The 24944-nt window shown below is 42.9% G+C and carries 21 protein-coding genes; 14 read left to right on the top strand and 7 right to left on the bottom strand.

Annotated features, from left to right (window positions below):
* Window positions 1–15: 15 nt before the first annotated feature.
* Entirely contained in the window at window positions 16–3228 is a 3213-nt protein-coding gene (locus tag ACHLI0_RS02165; RefSeq protein WP_055217923.1) for a SusC/RagA family TonB-linked outer membrane protein, read from the bottom strand.
* Between the two features lie 727 nt (window positions 3229–3955).
* Between ACHLI0_RS02165 and ACHLI0_RS02160 the strand changes: the two genes are divergently transcribed.
* Together ACHLI0_RS02160 and ACHLI0_RS02155 are read left to right on the top strand one after the other, a co-directional pair.
* Window positions 3956–4339: a hypothetical protein gene (locus tag ACHLI0_RS02160; protein ID WP_234117860.1), complete on the top strand. Its 384-nt coding sequence runs from the start codon at window positions 3956–3958 to the stop codon at window positions 4337–4339.
* 25 nt (window positions 4340–4364) lie between these two features.
* Window positions 4365–4712: a lipocalin-like domain-containing protein gene (locus ACHLI0_RS02155; RefSeq protein ID WP_008765707.1), complete on the top strand. Its 348-nt coding sequence runs from the start codon at window positions 4365–4367 to the stop codon at window positions 4710–4712.
* 89 nt (window positions 4713–4801) lie between these two features.
* On the opposite strand, the gene spt is transcribed toward ACHLI0_RS02155, so the two are convergent.
* Complete coding sequence (spt, locus tag ACHLI0_RS02150; protein ID WP_008765708.1) at window positions 4802–5986, bottom strand: serine palmitoyltransferase; 1185 nt, start codon at window positions 5984–5986, stop codon at window positions 4802–4804.
* 220 nt (window positions 5987–6206) lie between these two features.
* Between spt and ACHLI0_RS02145 the strand changes: the two genes are divergently transcribed.
* The 4 genes from ACHLI0_RS02145 to ACHLI0_RS02130 all read left to right on the top strand — a co-directional run bounded on the left by ACHLI0_RS02145 (window position 6207) and on the right by ACHLI0_RS02130 (window position 11398).
* Window positions 6207–7232: a diacylglycerol/lipid kinase family protein gene (locus ACHLI0_RS02145; RefSeq protein WP_008765709.1), complete on the top strand. Its 1026-nt coding sequence runs from the start codon at window positions 6207–6209 to the stop codon at window positions 7230–7232.
* Window positions 7233–7307: 75 nt separating this feature from the next.
* Entirely contained in the window at window positions 7308–9071 is a 1764-nt protein-coding gene (gene aspS, locus ACHLI0_RS02140; protein WP_490748351.1) for an aspartate--tRNA ligase, read from the top strand.
* A 3-nt stretch (window positions 9072–9074) separates the two neighbouring features.
* Window positions 9075–11012, top strand: a complete 1938-nt coding sequence (locus ACHLI0_RS02135; protein ID WP_490748350.1) for an LTA synthase family protein — start codon at window positions 9075–9077, stop codon at window positions 11010–11012.
* Complete coding sequence (locus tag ACHLI0_RS02130; RefSeq protein WP_008761542.1) at window positions 11009–11398, top strand: GtrA family protein; 390 nt, start codon at window positions 11009–11011, stop codon at window positions 11396–11398. Before ACHLI0_RS02135 ends, ACHLI0_RS02130 begins: the two co-directional genes overlap by 4 nt.
* A gap of 102 nt (window positions 11399–11500) precedes the next feature.
* Here ACHLI0_RS02130 and ACHLI0_RS02125 read toward each other — a convergent pair whose 3' ends face one another.
* The 3 genes from ACHLI0_RS02125 to ACHLI0_RS02115 all read right to left on the bottom strand — a co-directional run bounded on the left by ACHLI0_RS02125 (window position 11501) and on the right by ACHLI0_RS02115 (window position 14150).
* Window positions 11501–12385: a carbon-nitrogen hydrolase gene (locus ACHLI0_RS02125; RefSeq protein WP_022472024.1), complete on the bottom strand. Its 885-nt coding sequence runs from the start codon at window positions 12383–12385 to the stop codon at window positions 11501–11503.
* A gap of 36 nt (window positions 12386–12421) precedes the next feature.
* Window positions 12422–13537, bottom strand: a complete 1116-nt coding sequence (locus ACHLI0_RS02120) for an agmatine deiminase family protein (RefSeq protein ID WP_490748349.1) — start codon at window positions 13535–13537, stop codon at window positions 12422–12424.
* 70 nt (window positions 13538–13607) lie between these two features.
* Complete coding sequence (locus ACHLI0_RS02115; RefSeq protein WP_117981273.1) at window positions 13608–14150, bottom strand: ferredoxin domain-containing protein; 543 nt, start codon at window positions 14148–14150, stop codon at window positions 13608–13610.
* An 86-nt stretch (window positions 14151–14236) separates the two neighbouring features.
* On the opposite strand from ACHLI0_RS02115, the gene ACHLI0_RS02110 reads away from it, so the two are divergent.
* The 3 genes from ACHLI0_RS02110 to ACHLI0_RS02100 are packed head-to-tail and all read left to right on the top strand — an operon-like array spanning window position 14237 to window position 15961.
* On the top strand, window positions 14237–14857 hold the full coding sequence (locus ACHLI0_RS02110) for an ABC transporter ATP-binding protein (protein ID WP_490748348.1): 621 nt from the start codon (window positions 14237–14239) through the stop codon (window positions 14855–14857).
* Between the two features lie 34 nt (window positions 14858–14891).
* The gene (locus ACHLI0_RS02105) at window positions 14892–15686 is read left to right on the top strand and encodes an ABC transporter permease (RefSeq protein ID WP_055217909.1); all 795 of its coding nucleotides are present in this window, start codon (window positions 14892–14894) and stop codon (window positions 15684–15686) included.
* Window positions 15683–15961, top strand: coding sequence for a hypothetical protein (locus ACHLI0_RS02100; protein WP_490748347.1), 279 nt, complete (start codon window positions 15683–15685; stop codon window positions 15959–15961). Before ACHLI0_RS02105 ends, ACHLI0_RS02100 begins: the two co-directional genes overlap by 4 nt.
* Window positions 15962–15998: 37 nt before the next feature.
* Here the strand turns inward: ACHLI0_RS02100 and ACHLI0_RS02095 are convergent, their stop codons facing one another.
* Window positions 15999–16412: a DUF4891 domain-containing protein gene (locus tag ACHLI0_RS02095; RefSeq protein ID WP_490748345.1), complete on the bottom strand. Its 414-nt coding sequence runs from the start codon at window positions 16410–16412 to the stop codon at window positions 15999–16001.
* Window positions 16413–16518: 106 nt separating this feature from the next.
* On the opposite strand from ACHLI0_RS02095, the gene ACHLI0_RS02090 reads away from it, so the two are divergent.
* The 5 genes from ACHLI0_RS02090 (at window position 16519) to ACHLI0_RS02070 (ending at window position 24359) form a co-directional block, all read left to right on the top strand.
* Window positions 16519–17613: a Nif3-like dinuclear metal center hexameric protein gene (locus ACHLI0_RS02090; RefSeq protein WP_490748344.1), complete on the top strand. Its 1095-nt coding sequence runs from the start codon at window positions 16519–16521 to the stop codon at window positions 17611–17613.
* A gap of 5 nt (window positions 17614–17618) precedes the next feature.
* Complete coding sequence (locus ACHLI0_RS02085; RefSeq protein WP_055217899.1) at window positions 17619–18449, top strand: zinc ribbon domain-containing protein; 831 nt, start codon at window positions 17619–17621, stop codon at window positions 18447–18449.
* 137 nt (window positions 18450–18586) lie between these two features.
* Window positions 18587–19984: an efflux transporter outer membrane subunit gene (locus ACHLI0_RS02080; RefSeq protein WP_490748343.1), complete on the top strand. Its 1398-nt coding sequence runs from the start codon at window positions 18587–18589 to the stop codon at window positions 19982–19984.
* A 33-nt stretch (window positions 19985–20017) separates the two neighbouring features.
* A complete protein-coding gene (locus ACHLI0_RS02075; RefSeq protein ID WP_055217895.1) occupies window positions 20018–21127 on the top strand; it encodes an efflux RND transporter periplasmic adaptor subunit in 1110 nt (369 codons plus the stop codon).
* A gap of 85 nt (window positions 21128–21212) precedes the next feature.
* A complete protein-coding gene (locus ACHLI0_RS02070; RefSeq protein ID WP_258972821.1) occupies window positions 21213–24359 on the top strand; it encodes an efflux RND transporter permease subunit in 3147 nt (1048 codons plus the stop codon).
* 123 nt (window positions 24360–24482) lie between these two features.
* Here the strand turns inward: ACHLI0_RS02070 and ACHLI0_RS02065 are convergent, their stop codons facing one another.
* Entirely contained in the window at window positions 24483–24932 is a 450-nt protein-coding gene (locus tag ACHLI0_RS02065) for a type I restriction enzyme HsdR N-terminal domain-containing protein (protein WP_008761554.1), read from the bottom strand.
* Window positions 24933–24944: the final 12 nt, after the last annotated feature.

Here is a 24944-nt window from a genome sequence, read left to right as displayed (position 1 = left end):
TATCTTTTATGGTTTTTAGAATGTGAAATCAAGTCCGATTGTGTAGGTTCGCGGCAGCGGATAGTTAAGTCCGGCATTCGCATTTCCGGCTTCCGGATCGAAATATTTGATATGATCCCATACTGCCAGATTATATCCCATCAAATAGATACGGGCAGCCTCGAAGCCGATTTTGCTTAAGAATTTCTTAGGTATCTGATAGCCGATTTCAATATTTTTCAATCGGAGGAAAGAGCCGTCGCGCAGCCACCACGTGCTGGCAACCCGGTTATTGGCATTGTTAGCATTGTTTTTATGCAGGCGGGGAATGATTACATCCTGACTTGGATTATTCTCTGTCCAGCGGTTTAATGCAAAGGTACGATAGTTGGACTGGTCTACACCCCATGAGAACGGGTACCATCCTTCGGAAGTCTTTCCACCCAATAATACAGAAGTGTTTCCTGCTCCCTGAAAGAAGATGCTGGCATATATTCCTTTATATTCGGCATTTAAACCGAATCCGTAGATGATTTCCGGAGTTTCCGGATGGCCGATTCCTCGTACACGGTCGTAAGAGTCGATGATTCCGTCTCCATTAACATCCGTATATTTGATATCGCCGGGGCCAAGGAGTCCGCTTAAGGTTGGTTGTGGAATTTCCGAGCGGAGTTTATAAGTCTTCAGACCGTTAGCGTTGGTGCTTACGGTAAAGTCGTCTTCGGTATAAAGTCGTTCTGCGATGTAATAGAGGTTATCTTTATCACTGACACGTTTGCCTGTAATAGCCTGGTAATCATACTTTGGAGGAAGTTCATCAAATTCCAGAATTTTGTTGCGGGTAAATGTAAACGTACCCCTTGCACTAAGTTTTACCTTGCCTATATTTTGGTGAGCGTTCACAGACATGTCAACACCTCTGTTGCGAACCTTACCGAAGTTTTGCCACGGATCGTCTCTCAGACCGCCAAGTTGGGGAACAGTCTGACGTTGCAGCAGAATCTGGCTTCTGGTAGAATCGAAGTAATCAAAGATGATTTCAAGACGGTTGTCAAACAAGCCGATATCGAAACCGTAGTTTTGTTTGTCTTCTACTTCCCATCCTAAGTAAGGAGCTGCAAAACGTCCTTCTATGATACCATTGCCGATACCGTTCAGACCGCCTCCGGTATCATTGTAACCTTGCGTAAAACCTCCGGCATCCATTTTGTAGGTTGGACGGTACAAGAAACGGGTTCCTCCTGTGTTGTCGTTACCGGCACGTCCGACAGAGGCTCTTAATTTGAGTTTGGGGACATACTTTTTGATCACTTCCGGGTAGAAAGACTCATTGGATATATAGTAGGCAAGACCTACTGCCGGGAAGAAACCGAAACGGTTGCCCGAAGCAAATGCTTCCGAACCGGTGTATCCGAAGTTGCCTTCAATGAAATAGCGTCCGCCGTAACCGTAAGTTAAACGTCCTACCAGACCTTGCTTACGATAGGGAAGTGCTACATTGTGATATTGGGTTTCCTTTTGCATGTACAATAGCATGGCACCTACTTCGTGCTGGTCGAACGTACGTTTATAGTTGATGGCAGCATCTATGTAAATCTTCTTGGTTGCGCTTGTCGCACTATTCTTAGGGTCCTGCAATTCAGGGTTTCCGGATACGACTGTGGCAAATAATAGATTGCCGTTTTCGTCGCGTCCCGTAGCATGATATCTTGTCGGATTATATTCACGGCGAACGATCATTTCACTATCATAGTCATAACTTGCGTTCAGGCGTACAGACAAACCTTTGGTGATAAAATCCAGTTTCTGGTCTACATAAACTTTGGATTGAATGGCAGTACGGTATTCTTTGGCGTATCCGGAGTTCATCAATAAGTTGTACGGGTTGCGCATGTTAGCGTCACGTTCCTGTGAGTAGGTTGAAACAGTACCATCACTGTACACAGCCGGAAATGTATAAGGAGGAGTAATCAGCATGGAACGGAATATATTGGCAGTTCCTGTTCCCGGATAATTATTAACCAGATACTGAAGTGCGAGGTCAACTCCTACAGTTGTAGTGCTTGATACGTTCATATCAATATTTGAACGAAGATTGATACGGTCGATGCCGATGTTTGTATTATATTGTTTGGTAGGACTTCCTTTGAAAATACCACTTTCGTTGTAATATGCTGCCGAAACAAAGTATTTTGCTTTTTCTGTACCTCCACGTACATTCAAGGTATATCTGTGTGTGAATGTGTTTTTACGTAACATTTTGTCGATCCAGTTGGTATTTGGATATAGGTCCGGATCGTCATTGTTCCGGTAATGTGCAATTAAGTCATCCGAAAACTGCGGTAATTCCCCATCATTATGGAGTGCTTCGTTGAACAGGTCCAGGTAGTCGGCCGAACCAACGAATTCGGGAAGACGGGTAGGGGAAGAAATGGTGTGTTCTGTCTTGAATGAAATCTTAGCCTTTTCTACACGTCCGCGTTTGGTAGTGACAAGTACTACACCATTGGCTCCCTCGGCACCATAAATGGCTGTTGCAGCGGCATCCTTCAAAACCGAAAACGTTTCGATTTCGTCGGGTTCAATGTCACTCATGCTTCTGGGTACACCGTCCACAAGTACCAGCGGAGATGTACCACCCGCAAAGGTACTTACGCCTCGAATCCAAAACTCTGCGTTATCATATCCGGGTTCACCCGAACGTTGTACCGCAATCAACCCGGCGACTTGTCCGGCAAGACTGTTATTCAGGCTTCGCGAAGGGACAACGATATCCTTTGGTTTGATGGAACTCATAGAAACGACTACGCTTTCCTTTTTCTGCTGTCCGTAGCCGACTACTACAACTTCATCCAGCGCTTTGGAGTCTTCGTTCAGCATCACATTGATGTTGCGGCGTCCTTTTACTTTTATTTCTTCGGTTACGTATCCAAGGTATGATACTTGCAAAATAGCATTGTCGGAAGGAACCATAATCTGATAACGTCCTTCTACATCGGTTATTGCTCCGACGTTTGATTGTCCTTTTACTACAACATTGGCTCCGATGATAGATTCTCCTTTGCTGTCTGTTACTACTCCTGTTATTTTAATCTTATTTTGTTGCGTTGTTTCTGAACTCTCTATGCCATTCATCGGCTTTTCCGCATTGCCGGCATTTATGAGTGGAGAAAAACATAAAGAAAAGAACAGAACACCGATTCGCGCGGTTGTGTGTACTTTGTTTGAAGTAAATAAAATGTTTTTCATAATTTTGATTTTAAAATAATAATTAGTTTACCGGTTTTGTTTGTAAACGATAGGGATAGTAAATCATAATACTGTAATATTTCCATAGGCATTGATTGTGTGTTGATTTTTGATTAAAAACTAGGTTATGAAATATAGAATTGAGTAAACTCTAAGGCGGTATAAGTTCATGGAGAACTTGGTGGGATTAGTATTATGAGTACATATTAATTTCAAATACCCCCGGAAATATTACTTTATCAGAATTATAAAAGGAAAAGATAGGGTAAACGAAGAAATAACCTTTAAAAAAAGCATCAATTTATAGCGTACTTCTTAAAAATATAACTATTTTTGTCGCCAACAAAGCAAAGAAAGTCATTCAATATTTGTAAACCTTAAATTTTCAAAAGATGAAAGCTTATTTTTCTAAAATCTGCTACCAAGTTCTCCATGAACTTATCTGAATACATTCTTGGTCTTCCTATTATTTATTTGATTATTAACGTGTTAGCTGTTTAGTTGAAGTGAGCATAAAATAGTATTTAACATATTTCTGTTTTGTCTGTCTTATCTTTATTTTACATTTTGTATAATTATATATGTATTATTATTTTGTAATGAGCGTATGCCAGTATAGAAAAACTGTTAATGCCTTATTTCAATTAATTTTAAGCAGGTTCATGGGAAAAACAATTTTAAAAATTACCTTTGCAATATTCTAAGTTTTATCTCAAATAAAAAGCATATGAACAAAATGAGAGTTTTTTTATTGTTTGCTGTTTTGGTTGGTGTGACAAGTGCTTGTCAATCAAAGAGCGGACAGACTGCGGGACAAGAGCAGGATGCTATGGATGATAGTCTGGCTGTCGCTCCTACAGAAGATGAGAAAACAATCTTCGGGGTAGTAGAAGATGCTTCAATGAATAATTTTATGTTGGTTACTTCGAAAGGAGATACGGTGTTCGTCAGTACGATGGATCAGGAACCGAGTGAAGTCGGTGGCTTCGAACTGGGAGACACCGTACAGGTGAATTACATAGAAGAAGAGGAAGAGCCGGGATCGAATACGATACCAACTGCAAAGAAAGTGATTGTAGTAGGGAAGAAGGCGAACCGGACAAATGACTAATTAATAATCTAATCAGAACTACAGAATGAAAAAGAAAATGTTGGCAGCAACTCTGCTAATGGGTTTATTGGCTGCATGTGGAGGTAACTCAGCCTCAATTGTTGGCTCATGGGTAGAACCCGTGCCAGGTATGGAAGGACAAGTACAAGGTATTAAGATGGAAGAAGGAGGCGTTGCTTCTTCTGTCAATATGGCTACCTTGGTTTATGAAAGCTGGAAACAGGAAGGAACTAAACTGATTCTGACAGGAAAAAGTATCGGAAATGGCCAGACGATTGAATTTGTGGATACGATGGATATCAAGAGACTGACGGCTGATTCTTTGGTTCTGGATAACCAAGGAATGGAAATTCGGTACGCAAAGCAGAAGTAATTTGTGTTGCTGTAGAATTTAAAAAGCTACTTTCCAGATGATTTGTCTTTCGGAAAGTAGCTTTTTTTATAGCTTTTCAGAGATGCTGCTTACAAAAGGTCTAAAGCCTTGAAAGCTTTCACTAACTTTTCTACAGCACTGTCTATTTGTTCTTTGGTGTGAGTAGCCATTAATGCCACGCGTACCAATGTGTCTTGTGGAGCACATGCCGGCGGAATGACCGGATTGATGAATACGCCTTCGTCGAAAGCTAACTTAGTAACCATGAAAGTCTTCTCCGTATCGCGTACATAAAGAGGAATGATAGGAGATTCGGTAGCACCGATCTCGAAGCCTGCTTCACGGAAACGTTTCAGAGCATAGTTGGTTGCTTCCCACAGAGCGTTCAGTCTTTCCGGTTCGTTCTGGATAATATGAAGCGCTTCCAAAGCAGCTGCTGTTGCAGCCGGAGTGTTGGATGCACTAAAAATATAAGTACGTGCATTGTGTCGCAGCCAGTTAATGATAGAAGAATCAGCAGCGATAAAACCGCCGATAGAGGCCAGTGACTTACTGAAAGTACCCATGATCAGGTCTACTTCGTGTGTCAGACCGAAATGGTCGCATACACCACGTCCCTGTTTTCCGAATACACCCAGACCGTGAGCTTCGTCTACCATGATAGTAGCATTATATTTATGTTTCAGGCGAACGATTTCGGGTAGGTTTGCCAAGTCACCTTCCATAGAGAATACACCATCTACTATGATCAGTTTCACTGAATCCGGATTGCACTTCTGAAGTTGCTTTTCCAGATCCGCCATATCGTTGTGTTTATATTTTAATTGCTGTGAGAAGGAGAGACGACGACCATCTACGATAGAGGCATGGTCACGGTCATCACATATTATATAATCATTTCGGTCGGTCAGGCATGAGATAACTCCGGAATTAACCGTAAAACCGGTAGAGAAGCAAAGTGCTTCATCCTTGCCAACAAAGGCAGCCAGTTCTTTTTCAAGTTGAACATGAAGATCGAGCGTACCATTCAGAAAACGTGAACCGGCACAACCGGAACCGTATTTGCGCATGGCTTTGATACCTGCTTCAATCACTCTTTCATCTCCCGTAAGGCCAGTGTATGCATTGGACCCGAACATTAACACATGTTGTCCGCCCATTTCTACTTCTGTACCCTGCTTTCCCTCAATCTCACGGAAATATGGGTAAACGCCCTGTGCCATAAATTTCTGTGGCAGGTCGTACTTAGCTAACTTCTCTTGTAATAATCCCATGAATTATAATTTATTATACTCATACTCAGATCATTCGCTGATGATCTAATTTCCTTTTATCTTAACAAGTGTTTAAAACAGGGGGCAAAGATAACAAAATTTGCTTTTATCTGTTCTTTTTAAAAGAAAAAAGTTGCTCCCATGAGATTAGAAACCTCTAATAGATCAAAATTTAATATATTTGTATTACTTTTGTCGTCTACAATTGACAAAGATTAGCATGAACGAAAGAATGAAAAGAATAATATTCGTCGTCAATCCTATTTCGGGAACACAAAGTAAAGAATTGATTCTTAACTTGCTGGATGAAAAAATTGATAAGGCGAGATACACTTGGGAAGTAGTGTATACGGAAAGAGCCGGTCATGCAGTAGAGATAGCTGCCAAAGCTGCGGAAGAGAAAGCTGACATCGTTGTGGCTATCGGGGGGGACGGAACAATTAATGAAATAGCTCGTTCGCTGGTACATACTGATACCGCATTGGGAATTATTCCCTGCGGATCGGGGAATGGACTGGCGCGGCATCTGCATATACCTATGGAACCTAAGAAGGCACTGGAAGTGCTCAATGAGGGATGCCTGGATACCATAGATTATGGTAAGATTAATGGTACGGACTTTTTCTGTACTTGTGGAGTAGGGTTTGATGCATTTGTCAGTTTGAAATTTGCTCATGCCGGAAAGCGCGGACTATTGACTTATCTCGAAAAGACGCTGCAGGAAAGTCTTAAATATCAGCCCGAAACATATGAACTGGAAACGGAAAACGGAGTCAGCAAGTATAAAGCTTTCCTTATTGCCTGCGGAAATGCGTCGCAATATGGAAACAATGCATATATAGCTCCGCAAGCCACATTGACGGATGGTTTGCTAGATGTGACCATCCTCGAGCCTTTTACCGTTTTGGATGTACCCTCTCTTGCTTTCCAGTTATTTAATAAAACTATTGATCAGAACAGCCGGATCAAGACATTCCGTTGTAAGAAGTTGTGTATTCGACGGGCTGTGCCGGGAGTCGTGCATTTTGACGGTGACCCGATGGAGACGGAGGCGGATGTAAATATCGAACTTATTAAAAGCGGATTGCGCGTAGTTGTGCCGAAGACAGAAGAAAAAGATGCGGCCAACGTTCTTCAAAGAGCACAGGAATATGTGAACGGAATAAAACTGATTAATGAGGCGATTGTGGACAATATAACAGATAAAAACAAGAAAATATTGAAAAAGCTGACAAAGAAAGTCTGAAATAAATGCCGATTTCTGATTTATTGTGTACTTTTGCAAGCTACTTAACGAAAAATATCATAAATATTAGAAAATATGTTCAGAACGCACACATGTGGAGAACTGAGAATCTCCGATGTAAATAAACAAATCACGCTGTCTGGATGGGTACAGCGCAGCCGTAAAATGGGAGGTATGACTTTCATTGACCTTCGCGACCGTTACGGTATTACCCAGTTAGTTTTTAATGAAGAAATTAATGCTGAACTTTGCGACCGTGCCAATAAACTGGGTCGTGAATTCGTGATTCAGATCACAGGAACAGTGAATGAACGTTTCAGCAAGAATGCAAACATCCCTACCGGAGATATTGAAATTATCGTTTCCGAACTGAACGTTCTGAACACCGCCATGACTCCTCCGTTTACAATTGAGGATAATACGGACGGTGGTGATGATATCCGTATGAAATACCGTTATCTGGATTTGCGTCGTAATGCCGTACGCTCTAATCTGGAATTACGTCATAAGATGACAATCGAAGTACGCAAGTATCTTGATAGCTTGGGCTTTATAGAGGTAGAAACTCCTGTGCTGATCGGTTCTACTCCGGAAGGTGCACGTGACTTCGTGGTACCTTCACGCATGAATCCGGGACAATTCTATGCACTTCCGCAATCTCCGCAGACACTGAAACAGTTACTGATGGTTTCCGGTTTCGACCGTTATTTCCAGATTGCAAAATGTTTCCGTGACGAAGATTTGCGTGCCGACCGTCAACCGGAATTTACACAGATTGACTGTGAAATGAGTTTTGTAGAACAGGAAGACATCATTTCTACTTTCGAAGGAATGGCCAAACATCTGTTCAAGACTCTTCGGGGTGTTGAACTGACCGAACCGTTCCAGCGTATGCCTTGGGCTGATGCCATGAAATATTATGGCAGCGACAAACCGGATTTGCGTTTCGGCATGAAGTTCGTAGAACTGATGGACATCATGAAAGGTCACGGTTTCTCTGTATTCGATAATGCCGCATACGTTGGCGGTATCTGTGCGGAAGGGGCTGCTACCTATACCCGTAAACAACTCGATGCCTTGACCGAATTCGTCAAGAAACCGCAGATTGGTGCGAAAGGTATGGTGTATGCTCGTGTAGAAGCAGACGGTACGGTGAAATCAAGTGTAGACAAATTCTATACACAGGAAGTGCTGCAACAGATGAAGGAAGCATTTGGCGCTAAACCAGGTGATTTGATTCTGATTCTTTCTGGCGACGACGTGATGAAAACACGTAAGCAACTTTGTGAACTCCGTCTGGAAATGGGTTCTCAACTGGGATTGCGTGATAAGAATAAGTTTGTTTGCCTTTGGGTGATTGACTTTCCAATGTTTGAATGGAGTGAGGAAGAAGGTCGTCTGATGGCTATGCACCATCCGTTTACGCATCCGAAAGAAGAAGATATTCCATTGCTGGATACTGACCCGGCTGCTGTGCGTGCCGATGCTTATGATATGGTTGTCAACGGCGTGGAAGTCGGTGGAGGATCTATCCGTATTCACGATGCCCAGTTGCAAGCCAGAATGTTCGAAATCCTTGGCTTCACACCGGAGAAGGCACAGGCTCAGTTTGGCTTCCTGATGAATGCCTTCAAGTATGGTGCACCTCCTCACGGTGGTTTGGCATACGGTCTTGACCGTTGGGTGTCTCTTTTCGTCGGTCTGGATTCTATCCGTGACTGTATTGCATTCCCCAAAAATAACTCAGGACGCGATGTAATGTTGGATGCACCGTCTGAAATTGATCAGACTCAACTTGACGAACTCAACCTGATCGTTGATATCAAAGAAAATAAGTAAACGATGAACAAATATCGTTCTCTTTATAATACCACCCTGTCACTCATAATTAATTTATTATTAGTGATGGGGTGCTTTATTCTCTGTCGTGTCATCTTTCTGATAGAAAATCTGAAGGCTTTTTCCGATCTTTCAGCCGGACGAATCTGGAGAATGTTCGAGGGAGGATTCCTTTTTGATACTTCTGCCATTCTTTATACGAATCTTCTGTATATTTTCCTGATGCTGATTCCGCTTCATTATAAGGAAAATGTAATATATCAGAAGATTACAAAGGGGATTTTTGTGACAACCAACCTGATTGTCATTATTATGAACTTGATGGATACGGTTTATTTCCAATATACCCATCGAAGAACGACTGCGTCCGTATTCAGCGAATTTAAGAATGAAGGGAATCTGGGAGGTATTATAGGGACAGAATTATTGAATCACTGGTATCTGACGTTGTTTGCCATTGCTTTTGGTTATGCTTTATTTAAATTGTATCGTAAGCCGAAGCCGGTAAAGGTAGAGCGTATGCCAGTTTATTATACGGTTCATTTGCTTACTTTGGGGCTTGGAGTGTACTTGTGTATCGGCGGAATGCGTGGCGGATTTACCGGCATGGTGCGTCCAATCACAATCAGCAACGCCAATAAGTATGTAGACCGGCCGATGGAGACGGGGATCGTACTGAATACCCCTTTTTCTATCTTCCGCACGTTTGGAAAGACCTCATTTGCCATACCTCAGTATTTCGATAAAGAGAAGATGGAAGCTTTGTACACGCCGGTGCATATGCCTGCGGATAGTGTGCAATTCAGGCCGTTGAATGTGGTTGTTTTTATTCTGGAGAGCTTTAGCAAAGAGAATAGCGGCTTTCTGAATGAAGAATTGGACAATGGAACCTATAAGGGATATATGCCTTTCCTTGATTCGTTGATGGCTGAAGGTCTGACTTTTAAATATTCATTCTCTAATGGTATGAAGAGTATCGACGGAATGCCTTCCGTATTGTCAGGTATCCCGATGTTTATAGAACCGTTCTTTCTGACACCATCTTCTTTGAACACGGTATCCAGTATAGGCGGGGAGTTGGGCAAAAAAGGATATTACACCGCTTTCTTCCACGGGGCGGACAATGGCTCTATGGGATTTGAAGCTTTTGCACGTACGGCAGGGTACACCAATTACTTTGGTCGTACGGAATATAATGAGGCTAATCCGGGTAACAAGGATTTTGATGGGCATTGGGGAATTTGGGATGAGAAATTCTTCCAGTTCTTTGGCAATACTTTATCCGGTTTTCAGCAGCCTTTTGCAGCTGCGTTGTTCAGCCTTTCTTCCCACCATCCGTTTGCAGTTCCGGCAGAATACGAAGGCGTTTTCCCGAAAGGGAATAAAGCTATTCGTCAGTGCATCGGATACACGGATCATGCTTTGAAGTTGTTCTTTGAAAAGGTTTCGAAAGAACCGTGGTATAAAAATACGCTGTTCGTATTTACAGCAGATCATACCAACTCGCCGGAACGTCCGGAGTATGAGACGGAAAGCGGGTTGTTCTCTGTTCCTGTAGTGTTTTATCAGCCGGGAAGTAATTTGAAAGGTTTCCGTAAAGATGTGATAGCACAACAAATTGATATTATGCCTACTGTATTGGGGTATTTAGGGTATGACAAACCATTTGTTTCCTTCGGGTGTGACTTATTGAATACGCCTGCTGAGGATACGTATGCCGTAAATTATATCAATGGAATATATCAATTCTTTAAAGGTGACTATTTATTGCAGTTTGATGGCCGGAACGCCGTAGCCATGTATGCGTTTAAAACGGATAAGTTGCTGGAACATAATCTTCTAGGACAGATTGATGTGCAACAGTTGATGGAAGATGAGCTGAAAGCAATCATCCAGCAGTACATGATACGAATGAATAACGACGAACTTGTTGTGAAATGAAAGAATCAGTGCGCATATTTCGCTTTATAGTAATCGGAACGATGAATGCTTTGATCATGGCCCTTGTTGTGTGGCTGATGATGAGAGAAATGTCATTCGAAGGTGACTATATGGTGGCTAATGTAACTGCGTATATTATAGCCCAGATTCATAACTTTATCTGGTGCAAGTATTGGATATTCCCCGTAGAAAAAAGAAAGAACAATGTCTGGAAACAGATACTGTTCTTCTGTTCTGCTTTCGGGGTTGCTTATACTGCGCAGTTTTTATTCCTTATTTTGTTGGTAGAAGGTCTGGATGTCAATGAATATCTGGCCCAGTTCCTTGGATTGTTTATTTACGGAGCTGCCAACTTTATTGCTAATAAGAAGATTACTTTCCAATAAAAAAGGATATAATACGGAGGTCCACAAGAGTTGCTATTCAGGCTTTTACTCTTGTGGACCTCTTGTATTATTTCTATCGGTGATCAATTGTGATTCTGCTCGTTAATCCAAAAAACGTTTGGTGAGTCCGTCATATTCATCAATTCGACGGTCACGGAGGAAGGGCCACCAGCGGCGAACGTTCTCCGAACGTTCCATGTCTATTTCAACTACCATGTTTTCAGGATGATCGTTGCTTGCCTGTGCCAGAAACTCTCCTTGCGGTCCGGCTACGAAGCTGTTTCCCCAAAACTGTATGCCATTCGTTTGACCGGAAGGGTCGGGCTCGTGCCCTACACGGTTGACAGAGATAACCGGAAGACCGTTTGCCACTGCATGAGCACGTTGGGAGATTATCCACGCATTGAGTTGGCGGGCTTTTTCGTCGTCCGTATCGCTACTTTCCCAGCCGATGGCGGTAGGATAAATTAGAAGTTCAGCCCCTTTCAGAGCCATCAGGCGGGCAGCTTCCGGATACCATTGATCCCAGCATACCAGTACTCCCAGTTTGCCTAAGGATGTCTGAATCGGTTCGAAACCTATATCTCCGGGGGTGAAATAAAACTTTTCGTAATAGGCAGGATCATCGGGAATGTGCATTTTCCGATATTTTCCGGCAATACTTCCGTCGCGGTCGAAAACGACAGCTGTGTTATGATATAGGCCCGGTGCGCGTTTTTCAAAGAGTGAAGCAACAAGCACTACCTTATTAGCTGCTGCCAGTTCGGAGTAGAAACCTGTAGATGGTCCGGGGATAGGCTCGGCAAGGTCAAACAGATTCGTATTTTCTGTCTGGCAGAAATAAAGTGAATTGTGCAACTCCTGCAGCACGATCAGTTGTGCTCCGTGAGCAGCACAGGCTTCAATGCTTTTAGCGAGGTTCATCAGGTTGACCCGAATATCTGCGGTATTGGATTGTTGGATTAATCCTACTTTTATCTTTCTCATGATGAATAATTATTTAATATACTACTGAAATGTCCGTTATTGGATAACACCTGACGGATACTGCATGGTGACGCAATGCAGAGAACCGTGTTGCTTGATCAATGCCCGACAATCAATCCCGATGACCTGATGTTTAGGGAATGCTTGTTGTAATACTTCTCCCGCCTTCCGGTCATTATCCGGCTGTTGATAGGTGGGGTAAAGAATTGCATCATTCATAATCAGAAAGTTGGCATAGGTAGCAGGCAGTCGTTCACCGTCTTCTTCTATCTTGTCTGCCATTGGCAAAGCCAGCAGGCGATAGGGCTCTCCTGCCAATGTGCGGAATGTTTTTAATTGTTCCTCCATGGCATGCAGTGCTTCATAATGTTCGTCTTCGGTATTGTCGCATTTCACGTAGGCAATGGTGTCGGTGGAACAGAAGCGTGCCAAGGTGTCGATATGACTGTCGGTATCATCGCCGGCCAGATAACCGTGATCCAGCCAGAGGACTTTCTGCAGGTGGAAAGTTGATTTGAGATATTCTTCTATCTCTACTTGATTCAGTTTACCGTTCCGGTGGGGAGAGAGCAGGCATTCGGTGGTGGTAAGCAGTGTTCCCATACCGTCGCTTTCGATGGAACCTCCTTCGAGAACGAAGTCAAGACAGTCTATATACTGGCCTTTCAGCGCTCCGGCTTTTACAGCCTGTCCGGTAATCAGATTATCCAGTTCGGAGGCGAACTTCAATCCCCAGCCGTTGAATGTGAAGTCGAGCAGGGAAGGGTTGCCGGTATCTATCATGGTGATAGCTCCGTGGTCGCGTGCCCATGTGTCGTTTGTCTCACATTTCAGAAAGCGGACATTGTCCATGTTTACGGTAGCCACTATCTGTTTCTTTACTTCTTCGGGCTCGGGAGTCACGATTAATAATAACTCACGTTTGGCAATTTCTTTGGCTATGTTGACAAAACATTCTTGTACTTCTTTCAGCATATATGCCCAATCTGTACCGGCATGCGGCCATGTCAACTGTATGCCGCTTTGCAGATGCCATTCGGCAGGCAGGTGAGGAACTCTCATTTCTACCTGTACAGTCATATTCTTTCCAAAGTTTAATTGCAAATCTTTTTCCGAGCCACTGGGGCTGGGAAGTCCAACCATGATTCCCATCAGACTATATTATATTTAGTTATAAAATCAGTTTATAAAATGAGCAGGTACCAGTCTTTTGACACATACCTTATGCTTTGGCTTCCTGTTTCGGCTTCCGGTCAAAGAATGGATTCTTTGAAGAGGCGCTCACCGGAATAGCCATAACCATCTTGCAGTCTTTCAGCCAATTGAGGTGTTGTGCTGCCAATCCGGCAGAGAACATGACACGGGTATCTACACGCATATCGGCTGCTGTGGCACAAGCGGAGCCGATGGCGATGCCTACGTCAATACTGTTCAATGCACAGGGGACGTCTTCCGTGCGTCCGGCACATGTCGCAAATCCGCAATGTCCGCAATTCAAGCCTTGTGCCTGTTCGCGTGTTCCTATCAATACAACACATTCGGCGCTTAAGATGTTGTCGGCATCCCGAAGGAAAAACTTCATTCCGTGTTCTTCCACCATAGCTATCATTTTGTCCGACAACAGTTTAATATCTTCATCGGTAATCAGGGCCACTTCAATGATATCAATCCCTTTTCCTTTCGGAGCAGTGCGTGCGGCAGTCATCATTTGGCGTGCTACCTGTAATATATGCTCATGACGGGCATCTCTTTCATTCAGTATCATAACTTTTCTCGAATTAATTAGTGAGGCAAAGATAACGTTTTTCAAGAAAATACTACCTTTGCCGGAAAGAAAGAATTGAAAACGCCATGTTACATATCAACAATGCTTGTATCGCTTTTGGGACAGAAGTACTTTTCTCCGGATTAAATCTGAATCTGGAGAGGGGAGAAACTGCCTGTATTGTAGGACAGTCCGGCTGTGGAAAGACTTCATTGCTGAATGCGGTGATGGGTTTTGTACCGTTGAAGGAGGGGACCATAAAAGTAGGAGATACCTTGTTGGATAAATCAACTATAGACATAATCCGGCGGCAAATTGCATGGATTCCACAAGAACTGGCCTTGCCTTTTGAATGGGTAAAGGAAATGGTAGCTCTTCCGTTTGATCTGAAAGTAAATCGTTCCGTCCCTTTTTCGGAAGAAAGGCTCTATGAATATTTTGATGAGTTGGGGCTGGAACATGATTTGTATACTAAAAGGGTGAATGAAGTCTCAGGCGGACAACGTCAGCGTATCATGCTGGCAGTGGCTGCGATGCTCAACAAACCTTTGATCATTATTGATGAACCGACATCAGCGTTGGATGCCGGGTCAACAGACAAAGTGCTGGCTTTCTTCCGGAGGCAGGCAGAGAAAGGGGCGGCTGTGTTAGCTGTATCACATGATAAAGACTTTGCTTCGGGCTGTCATTATTTAATAGAACTATAAACGATATTTAATACTAGCATAAAGGGAATTTATTTTGGGAACCATCGATATTTCATATTATAATTTATTTATCGGCTTGCTATTGCTTGCCATTCCGTTCTTTTATCTTTGGAAGTTCAAGACGGGTTTGTTGAAGCCTGCCATGATAGGTACGCTTCGAATGATTATTCAGCTGTTTTTTATCGGTGTATATCTGAAATATCTTTTCTTGTGGAATAATCCTTGGATTAATTTCCTTTGGGTGATTATCATGATATTTGTTGCCGGACAAACGGCGTTGGTACGTACTCAACTGAAACGGGGCATCTTGCTGATACCGATTTCTATAGGTTTTTTGTGCAGTGTAGTAGTGGTTGGATTGTACTTTATCGGTGTTGTCCTCCAGTTAGATAACATTTTCAGTGCTCAGTATTTTATTCCAATATTCGGAATTTTAATGGGAAATATGCTTTCAAGTAATGTGATCGCATTGAATACTTATTATAGCGGGCTGAAGCGGGAACAACAATTATACCGTTATTTATTAGGAAATGGAGCTACACGCCAGGAAGCTCAGGCACCATTTATAAAACAGGCCATTATCAAGTCATTCAGTCCTTTGATTGCGAATATTGCAGTGATGGGATTGGTGGCTCTGCCGGGTACGATGATCGGACAAATTTTGGGAGGAAGCAGTCCGAATGTGGCAATCAAATATCAGATGATGATTATGGTTATCACCTTCACGGCTTCCATGCTATCACTGATGATTACTATTTCACTGGCTTCCCGAAGGTCATTTGATGCATATGGGAAGTTATTGGAAGTAACGAAAGAAACGAAGAAATGACTGTTACCGACCGGATATTTCAAAATGTGGCGGAACTGTCTGTTCCGCATTTTTTCATTACTGTAGAGTTCTCGGTAGTGGGAAATGAAATGCCGGAACATATCGAATCCTTCATTTGGGAAAAATATCAGGCTATTCTTCATGGCGCAAACGGACGCAAATTTGTCTATACAGAAGGAGAGTGGCGTCTTATTTTCACTTTCTTTCCTACAGACAAAGTGGTAGATGAACGGTATGCACTAAAGAATAAGGTGCAGATGAAGTTTCACAAATAAAAAAAGATTCCTCGTTTCTGATTGGGAATCAAATAAGTTATTTACCTTTTAGTTTTTCCCACATGCAACGAAGCTGAACGAATTGTTCTCCCGGTTGTATATATCCGCTTTCCAACATCCGTTCAGAAACTTGGAATTTAGCAAGATGATGGCGTATATACTTCTCTAAATCTGTTGACTGTTTTTTGACGAAAGACTGAAAATCGACTTTTCCGTCTTCATGGACAAATACTTTAGCTTTAACAGTACGGAATCCATATTCTTTGCAATGCTTGACTTCTGATTTGTCTATCCAGAAGATAGCGGTGGCTTTTACGGTATCTACCATACAAGTTTCTGTACTATCAACACTCATGTTTTCATCGATTGAATCATCGGAATTCTGATTCAGTTTCATTTGGCAGGAAACAGCCAGAATAATTACCAAACAGCAGGATAGAATTGTTTTCATCGTGTTCTAATTTTAAGGATATGCGACAAATTTACTAAAAAAACGATAAGATGGGAGTTTATTCCTATTTTATTTGCTATATTTGCAACCAAATTTTCTCTAAATAATGAAAATTAAGGAAATAGTAAGCGCCCTTGAACGATTCGCGCCTCTGCCATTGCAAGACGGTTTTGATAATGCCGGCCTGCAAATCGGATTGACAGATGCGGAAGCAACAGGGGCTTTGTTGTGTCTTGATGTTACTGAAGCTATCTTAGATGAAGCTATCGCGTTGGGGTACAACCTCGTCATATCGCATCATCCTTTGATATTTAAAGGTTATAAATCCATTACCGGCAAAGATTATGTGGAACGCTGTATGCTGAAAGCAATAAAAAATGATATTGTGATCTATTCAGCACACACTAATCTTGATAATGCACAGGGAGGGGTAAATTATAAGATAGCCGAAAAAATCGGATTGAAACATCTGAAAGTGCTTGAACCAAAAGAAAATAGCCTGATGAAGCTGGTGACTTTTGTCCCCATTGCTCAGGCGGATATTGTAAGGAACGCACTTTTTGCTGCCGGTTGTGGTAATATCGGTAACTATGACTCATGTAGCTACAATTTGGAAGGGGAAGGAACATTCCGTGCCAAAGAAGGAACACATCCTTTTTGTGGAGCGATTGGAGAACTCCATCGGGAAGGAGAGGTGAGAATTGAAACAATTCTTCCTGTATTCAAAAAGTCGGAAGTAGTCAGGGCACTATTGTCTGTTCATCCTTATGAAGAACCTGCATTCGACTTGTATCCGCTGCAAAATGAATGGGCACAGGCAGGATCGGGAATCGTTGGCGAACTGGAAGAGCCGGAAACGGAGATGGAATTCTTGAAACGTATAAAGAAAACGTTTGAAGTAGAGTGTCTGCGTCATAACAAACTGACCGGGAGAGAAATACAGAAAGTGGCATTGTGTGGAGGTGCCGGAACATTTTTGCTTCCGCAGGCAATCCGGTCGGGAGCCGATGTTTTTATTACAGGTGAGATTAAGTATCATGATTATTTTGGTCACGAAGGAGATATCCTGATGGCAGAAATCGGTCATTACGAAAGCGAACAATATACAAAAGAAATTTTTTATTCCATAATCCGGGATTTATTTCCTAATTTTGCGCTCCAATTGAGTAAAATAAATACGAATCCCATAAAATATTTGTAAGTAAAATGGCTAGAGAAGCAAAAAAAGATCCGAATGAGTTGACGGTGGAACAGAAGTTGAAAACACTGTTCCAGCTGCAAACTATGTTGTCTAAGATTGATGAAATCAAGACATTGAGAGGTGAACTTCCATTGGAAGTGCAGGACCTTGAAGATGAAATCGCTGGTTTGAGTACCCGTATCGACAAGATCAAAGCTGAAGTGGATGAACTGAAGTCTGCTATTGCAGGTAAGAGAGTCGAAATTGAAACGGCAAAAGCTTCAGTAGAAAAATATAAGTCACAACAAGACAATGTCCGCAACAACCGTGAATATGATTTCTTGACGAAGGAAATTGAATTCCAGAGCCTGGAAATCGAACTTTGCGAAAAAAGAATCAAAGAATTCAGTGCGGACAGAGAAGAAAAAGAAGCTGAAGTAGTAAAGAACGAACAAATACTCAGCGAAAGACAGAAAGACCTTGAACAGAAGAAGAGCGAATTGGATGAAATTATCTCTGAAACTAAACAGGAAGAAGAGAAGCTAAGAGACAAAGCCAAAGATCTGGAAACTAAGATTGAACCGCGTTTGTTGCAGTCATTCAAACGTATCCGTAAGAACTCCCGCAATGGATTGGGCGTTGTATATGTACAACGTGACGCATGCGGTGGTTGCTTTAACAAGATTCCGCCTCAGAGACAGTTGGACATCCGTTCTCGTAAGAAAGTGATCGTTTGCGAATATTGCGGACGTATCATGATCGACCCGGAATTGGCTGGTGTACAAATTGAGCATAAAGTAGAGGAAGCTCCGGCTACTACTACCAAAAGAGCAATCAGAAGAAAAACTGCTGAATAAGATACCATATTTGAATATGTATTCGAAAGCCTCGCATTATTGCGGGGCTTTTTTATTTCTTCTAACTTTACTACCCCCTTTAAACAAACCTAACCTTGAATTGTTATCTTTTCATTTCATAAAAACCTGAACCGAATATGAATGTACGAGCGTGGAGCATATCGCTCCTTTTGTTTCTTTCAACTGTAACTGCGGTTGGACAGACAGTGAACCGCTATTTGAATACCCCTCTTCCTAAAGAATGGGAAGAGAGTGGAGAAGTGTTTCAACAGACTCTTCCGGTGGACGACCATTGGTGGAAGTCTTTTCAGGACACCAAACTGGACTCTTTGATTGCTTTGGCAGTAGATCGCAATTATTCCGTAGCGATGGCAATTAATCGTATAGCTGCTGCACGTGCCAATCTTTGGGCAGAACGTGGAAATTTCTTTCCATCTATCGGACTGAATGCCGGATGGACCCGACAGGAAACCAGTGGAAATACCAGTACCTTACCTCAGTCTACAGATCATTATTATGATGCTGCACTCAGTATGAGTTGGGAAATCGATGTCTTCGGCAGTATTCGCAAACGGGTAAAGGCGCAGAAAGAAAACTTTGCCGCCAGCAAAGAAGAATATGCGGCGGTTATGGTTTCTCTGGCATCAGAGGTAGCCTCAGCTTATATTAACCTGCGGGAATTGCAGCAGGAACTTGAAGTGGTAAATAAGAATGTAGCTTCTCAGGAAGAAGTCTTGAAAATCACGGAAGTACGGTATAATACCGGACTTGTTGCCAAGCTGGATGTGGCACAGGCCAAATCCGTTTTATACAGTACTAAAGCCTCCATACCACAATTAGAGGCAGGTATCAATCAATATATTACGACACTGGCTGTTTTGCTGGGTATGTATCCGCAAGAAATACATCCTGTATTGGAAACTACCGGAACATTACCTGATTATATGGAACCGATCGGAGTAGGTATGCCGGTTGATTTATTACTGAGAAGACCGGATGTGCGAAGTGCGGAGAGAAGTGTGAATGCCCAAGCTGCATTACTCGGCGCTTCCAAGTCCGATTGGCTGCCGAAGATCTTTCTGAAAGGCTCGTTTGGCTATGCAGCCCGTGATCTGAATGATCTGGTGAAAAGTAAAAGTATGACCTATGAGATTGCTCCGTCTTTGAGTTGGACTATTTTTAGCGGAGGACAATTAGTGAATGCAACAAGACTGGCTAAGGCACAGTTGGATGAATCTATCAATCAATTTAATCAGACAGTTCTGACTGCGGTACAGGAAACGGATAACGCCATGAACTCCTATCGGAACTCAATCAAGCAGATTGTAGCTTTGAGGGAAGTGCGTAATCAAGGTGTTGAAACTCTGAAACTTTCACTGGAACTTTATAAACAAGGGCTTTCTCCTTTTCAGAATGTGCTTGATGCACAACGGTCTTTGTTATCTTATGAGAATCAACTGGTACAGGCGCAGGGTAGCTCGTTACTGCAACTGATAAGTCTTTATAAAGCGCTGGGAGGTGGTTGGAGAGAATAAAAGAATCTATAAATAAAATATAACCTAACGGATATGAAAAAACTAATGTATATTTTTCTTGTGTTGTCGGTATTGACTGGTTGCAAGGAGAAAAAAGACGCCGGAGCAATGAAGGGAATGCCGACTCTGGCAATTAGCGTAGCGAAACCTATAGTGAAGGACATCACTCTGACGAAAGATTATCCGGGCTATCTGACAACGGAAAAAACTGTAAATCTTGTGGCCAGAGTGAACGGAACATTACAGTCTATCTCTTACGCACCAGGTGGACGGGTAAAAAAAGGGCAGTTGCTGTTTGTAATAGAACCTACCTTATATAATGATAAGGTGGCACAAGCGGAAGCTGAACTGAAAACTGCTCAGGCACAATTGGAATATGCCCGTAATAATTATAGCCGTATGAAGGAGGCTGTGAAAAGTGATGCTGTGAGTCAGATACAGGTGTTGCAGTCAGAATCGTCTGTGACAGAAGGAGTAGCAGCTGTCAGCAATGCGGAAGCTGCTTTGAGTACAGCGCGTACAAATTTAGGATATTGTTATGTTCGTGCCCCTTTTGACGGGACAATCAGCAAGTCGACAGTGGATGTCGGCAGTTATGTCGGCGGTTCTTTGCAGCCGGTTACGCTGGCTACTATTTATAAGGACGATCAGATGTATGCGTATTTTAATGTTGCTGATAATCAATGGCTGGAGATGTCGATGAACAATCAGCAGCCAACGAAGGAGCTTCCGAAAAAGATCATGGTTCAGCTGGGGAAAGAAGGTACCGAATCCTATCCGGCAACACTGGATTATCTGTCACCGAATGTAGACCTGAATACAGGAACTCTGATGGTACGTGCCAATTTTGATAATCCGCAGGGAGTACTGAAGAGTGGATTGTACGTCAGCATTACCTTACCTTATGGAGAGGCCGATCATGCAATTCTTGTGAAAGAGGCTTCCATCGGAACCGATCAGCTCGGTAAATTCCTGTATGCCGTCAATGATTCGGACATAGTACACTATCGGCATATTGAAATAGGACAACTGATTAATGATACCTTACGGCAAGTGTTGGGAGGACTTTCACCACAGGAACGATATGTTACCGAAGCTCTGATGAAGGTCAGAGATGGAATGAAGATAAAGCCGATACCTTGATGCGGTCGGCTTGTTGGTTATCTTCAGACGATGATGCAGGTAACTGTTTGTCCTTATATAAATATTAATCGTAAACTTATATATTATGTTTTCTAAGTTTTTCATTAACCGACCAATTTTTGCTACCGTACTTGCCCTGCTCATTGTGGTAGCCGGTTTGGTCGCGCTCAATATATTGCCCGTGGCGCAATTTCCGGAGATTACACCTCCGACGGTTCAGGTATCGGCTGTCTATCCCGGTGCGAATGCTGAAACTGTAGCCCAAACGGTAGGGCTCCCCATCGAACAGCAGGTGAATGGGGTGGACGGTATGCTCTATATGTCTTCAAATTCTTCTTCTTCGGGAGCATATTCGCTGACAATTACATTTGCTGTCGGTACAGATATCGATATGGCTACCGTACAAGTACAGAACAGGGTAAGTGTTGCGCAATCATCCTTGCCGGAACCGGTAGTGGTGCAGGGGGTAACTGTGCAGAAACAGTCTTCGAACATTGTCATGTTCCTGACAATGACTTCGAAAGACTCCGTCTACAACAGTCTCTATCTGACTAACTATGCCAAATTGAATTTGGTCGATCAGTTATCACGTGTGCCTGGCGTAGGAGCTGTTAATGTCATGGGAGCAGGTGATTATTCCATGCGTATCTGGCTGGACCCTGAAGCTATGCGTATCCGGAACATTTCTCCGGCACAAGTATATCAGTCCATTCAGTCTCAGAATATGGAAGTGTCCGCCGGCTATATCGGTCAACCGATCGGACAGGACAATAAAAATGCCTTTCAATATACACTTAATGTACAGGGGCGACTTACTTCTCCGGAACAATTCGGGAATATTATCATTCGTCGGGAACAGGATGGGGCAATGCTTCGCCTGAAAGATATTGCGCGAATAGATTTGGGGTCTGCTTCTTATAGTGTAGTATCACGATTGAAGGGGATGCCTACTGCAGCGATTGCTATCTATCAGCAGCCTGGCTCCAATTCGCTGGACGTTTCAAAGGGGGTGAAGGCTAAGATGGAGGAACTGGCGACCAGTTTCCCTACAGGAGTAGCCTATAACGTAACTTTGGATACAACGGATGTAATTCATGCTTCTATTGATGAAGTAATGGTGACATTTTTTGAGACAACGCTGCTGGTAGTACTGGTTATTTTCCTGTTTTTGCAGAACTGGAGAGCGGTTATTATTCCTTGTATCACAATTCCTGTATCGCTGATCGGTACATTGGCAGTTATGGCGGCATTTGGTTTTTCGATCAATACGCTGACTCTGTTCGGATTGATTTTGGCAGTTGCCATTGTAGTGGATGATGCTATTGTGGTGGTTGAGAACGCTTCAAGATTGCTGGAGACCGGACAATATTCAACTCGTGAAGCAGTCACAAAAGCTATGGGGGAAATTACGGGGCCGATTGTCGGAGTGGTGCTTGTTTTGCTTGCCGTGTTTATTCCGACGATGATGATCAGCGGTATTTCGGGGCAGTTGTATAAGCAGTTTGCACTGACAATTGCTGCTTCTACCGTATTAAGCGGTTTTAACTCACTGACACTGACGCCTGCTCTTTGTGCTCTATTCCTCGAAAAGAGCAAACCGTCTAACTTCTTTATATACAAAGGATTTAATAAAGCGTATGATAAGACGCAGGGAGTTTACGATAGTACGGTAAAATGGTTGCTTCAACGTCCGCTTGTCTCTTTTGTATCTTTTGCTATTCTGACAGTGATTGCCGTAATACTCTTTATGCGTTGGCCGTCGACATTTATTCCGGATGAAGATGATGGTTATTTTATTGCTGTTGTTCAGCTTCCTCCGGCAGCCAGTCTGGAGCGTACACAAGCTGTCGGGGATAAAATCAATGCTATTTTGGATTCTTATCCGGAAGTGGAGAATTACATTGGAATCACTGGTTTCTCCGTGATGGGCGGAGGTGAGCAAAGTAACTCCGCGACCTATTTTGTTGTCTTGAAAAACTGGGACGAAAGGAAAGGGAAGGAGCATACGGCTGCTGCCGTTGTCGACCGTTTTAATGGCGAAGCGTATATGGAGATACAAGCGGGGCAGGCATTTGCTATGGTTCCTCCGGCTATTCCCGGATTGGGTGCTTCCGGTGGCTTGCAACTTCAATTGGAAGACCGGAGAAATCTGGGACCGACAGAAATGCAGCAGGCTATTGACGCATTGCTTGCTTCTTCTCATTCCAAACCGGCCTTAGCTTCTGTATCCAGTCAGTATCAGGCAAATGTCCCGCAATATTTTCTGAATATCGATCGTGATAAGGTGCAATTTATGGGCATTGCTCTGAATGATGTATTTTCTACATTAAGCTATTATATGGGGGCGGCATACGTTAATGATTTCGTTGAATTCGGTCATATTTATCAGGTAAAGATCGAAGCGCGTGATCAGGCACAACGGGTCATTGATGATGTTTTAAAACTCAGTGTGGCGAACTCGGCAGGAGAGATGGTACCCTTTTCTTCTTTCACCAAAGTGGAAGAGCAGTTGGGACAGGATCAGATCAATCGTTACAATATGTATTCAACAGCTGCCCTGACTTGTAATGTAGCGCCCGGAAGCAGTTCCGGACAGGCTATTCAAGAAATGGAAACTTTGTTTAAAGAACAGCTGGGAGATGAATTTGGTTATGAATGGACGTCAGTTGCCTATCAGGAAACGCAGGCGGGAAATACGACCACCATTGTTCTGGTCATGGCCTTGATTGTGGCATTCCTTGTTTTGGCTGCGCAATATGAAAGCTGGACCAGTCCGGTGGCTGCTGTGATAGGTTTGCCGGTGGCCTTGTTGGGAGCAATGCTAGGATGTATGATAATGGGAACTCCGGTCAGCGTATATACACAAATTGGTATTATCCTGCTTGTTGCACTTTCGGCAAAGAATGGTATTCTGATTGTAGAGTTTGCCCGTGATTTCCGTGCTGAAGGAAACTCAATTCGTGAGGCTGCATACGAAGCAGGACATGTCCGCTTACGTCCGATCTTGATGACCTCTTTTGCTTTTGTATTGGGAGTAATGCCTTTGCTGTTTGCTACCGGGGCTGGTGCGCAGAGCCGTATAGCGTTGGGTACTGCGGTTGTTTTCGGTATGGCGATGAATACTTTATTAGCGACAGTCTATATTCCTAATTTCTATGAATTGATGCAGAAACTGCAAGAGAAGTTTAGCAGGAAGAAAAATGATGATGTGAAAAAAAATACGGATATGTAAAAATAGAATATCGATTGCAAAGCCTTCGGAGACAAGAAAAAGATAGTGTCACTATGTGCTTGGGATACTTACACTATGTGTGTGGTATAGTGTAAGTATCCTGACCTTATAGTGACACTATCTTTATAGGGCATTATAATCGGGAATATCCTGAAGAAAGGTATAGCTCTGATGTGCATAATCCATCCGGCAACAATAATGCTGCATTCCATTACTTACTATCAGATAATCAACTTTCAACACCATATTATAGCGGGTTATCTGATCGAATACCGCTTGTGTGATTTCGATGTGCGGAGCTTTGTATTCTACGATCATTCGTGCTGAAAGGTCTCTCCGGTAAAGCACCGTATCACATCTTTTAGTTGTGCCGTTCAGCTTTACCATTACTTCGTTGGCAAGGAGTGCGTTCGGATATCCTTTGTGTGCAATAAGAAAGTGAACAAAGTGTTGCCGTACCCATTCTTCCGGGGTAAGTGCGACATATCGTTTGCGAATCACGTCGAAAATTACATTTTTTCCGTTTCGTACGTTTATTTTAGTGTCGAATACTGGTAGGTTTAACGATAACATTTATTATTTTTG

It is taken from the genome of Bacteroides sp. RCH18, assembly GCF_058231005.1.
The sequence above is the reverse complement of the archived record's forward strand: the minus strand, read 5'-3'. Positions and strand labels throughout refer to the sequence as shown.

Excerpts from the sequence above, each read along its gene's own strand:
- ACHLI0_RS02115 (WP_117981273.1), bottom strand. The coding sequence starts at position 14,150 with ATGATACTGAATGAAAGAGATGCCCGTCATGAGCATATATTACAGGTA.
- ACHLI0_RS02070 (WP_258972821.1), top strand. The coding sequence starts at position 21,213 with ATGTTTTCTAAGTTTTTCATTAACCGACCAATTTTTGCTACCGTACTT.
- ACHLI0_RS02090 (WP_490748344.1), top strand. The coding sequence starts at position 16,519 with ATGAAAATTAAGGAAATAGTAAGCGCCCTTGAACGATTCGCGCCTCTG.
- ACHLI0_RS02085 (WP_055217899.1), top strand. The coding sequence starts at position 17,619 with ATGGCTAGAGAAGCAAAAAAAGATCCGAATGAGTTGACGGTGGAACAG.
- ACHLI0_RS02080 (WP_490748343.1), top strand. The coding sequence starts at position 18,587 with ATGAATGTACGAGCGTGGAGCATATCGCTCCTTTTGTTTCTTTCAACT.
- ACHLI0_RS02095 (WP_490748345.1), bottom strand. The coding sequence starts at position 16,412 with ATGAAAACAATTCTATCCTGCTGTTTGGTAATTATTCTGGCTGTTTCC.
- aspS (WP_490748351.1), top strand. The coding sequence starts at position 7,308 with ATGTTCAGAACGCACACATGTGGAGAACTGAGAATCTCCGATGTAAAT.
- ACHLI0_RS02145 (WP_008765709.1), top strand. The coding sequence starts at position 6,207 with ATGAACGAAAGAATGAAAAGAATAATATTCGTCGTCAATCCTATTTCG.
- ACHLI0_RS02165 (WP_055217923.1), bottom strand. The coding sequence starts at position 3,228 with ATGAAAAACATTTTATTTACTTCAAACAAAGTACACACAACCGCGCGA.
- ACHLI0_RS02135 (WP_490748350.1), top strand. The coding sequence starts at position 9,075 with ATGAACAAATATCGTTCTCTTTATAATACCACCCTGTCACTCATAATT.
- ACHLI0_RS02065 (WP_008761554.1), bottom strand. The coding sequence starts at position 24,932 with ATGTTATCGTTAAACCTACCAGTATTCGACACTAAAATAAACGTACGA.
- ACHLI0_RS02120 (WP_490748349.1), bottom strand. The coding sequence starts at position 13,537 with ATGGGAATCATGGTTGGACTTCCCAGCCCCAGTGGCTCGGAAAAAGAT.
- ACHLI0_RS02155 (WP_008765707.1), top strand. The coding sequence starts at position 4,365 with ATGAAAAAGAAAATGTTGGCAGCAACTCTGCTAATGGGTTTATTGGCT.
- ACHLI0_RS02130 (WP_008761542.1), top strand. The coding sequence starts at position 11,009 with ATGAAAGAATCAGTGCGCATATTTCGCTTTATAGTAATCGGAACGATG.
- ACHLI0_RS02160 (WP_234117860.1), top strand. The coding sequence starts at position 3,956 with ATGAACAAAATGAGAGTTTTTTTATTGTTTGCTGTTTTGGTTGGTGTG.
- ACHLI0_RS02125 (WP_022472024.1), bottom strand. The coding sequence starts at position 12,385 with ATGAGAAAGATAAAAGTAGGATTAATCCAACAATCCAATACCGCAGAT.
- ACHLI0_RS02110 (WP_490748348.1), top strand. The coding sequence starts at position 14,237 with ATGTTACATATCAACAATGCTTGTATCGCTTTTGGGACAGAAGTACTT.
- ACHLI0_RS02100 (WP_490748347.1), top strand. The coding sequence starts at position 15,683 with ATGACTGTTACCGACCGGATATTTCAAAATGTGGCGGAACTGTCTGTT.
- spt (WP_008765708.1), bottom strand. The coding sequence starts at position 5,986 with ATGGGATTATTACAAGAGAAGTTAGCTAAGTACGACCTGCCACAGAAA.
- ACHLI0_RS02075 (WP_055217895.1), top strand. The coding sequence starts at position 20,018 with ATGAAAAAACTAATGTATATTTTTCTTGTGTTGTCGGTATTGACTGGT.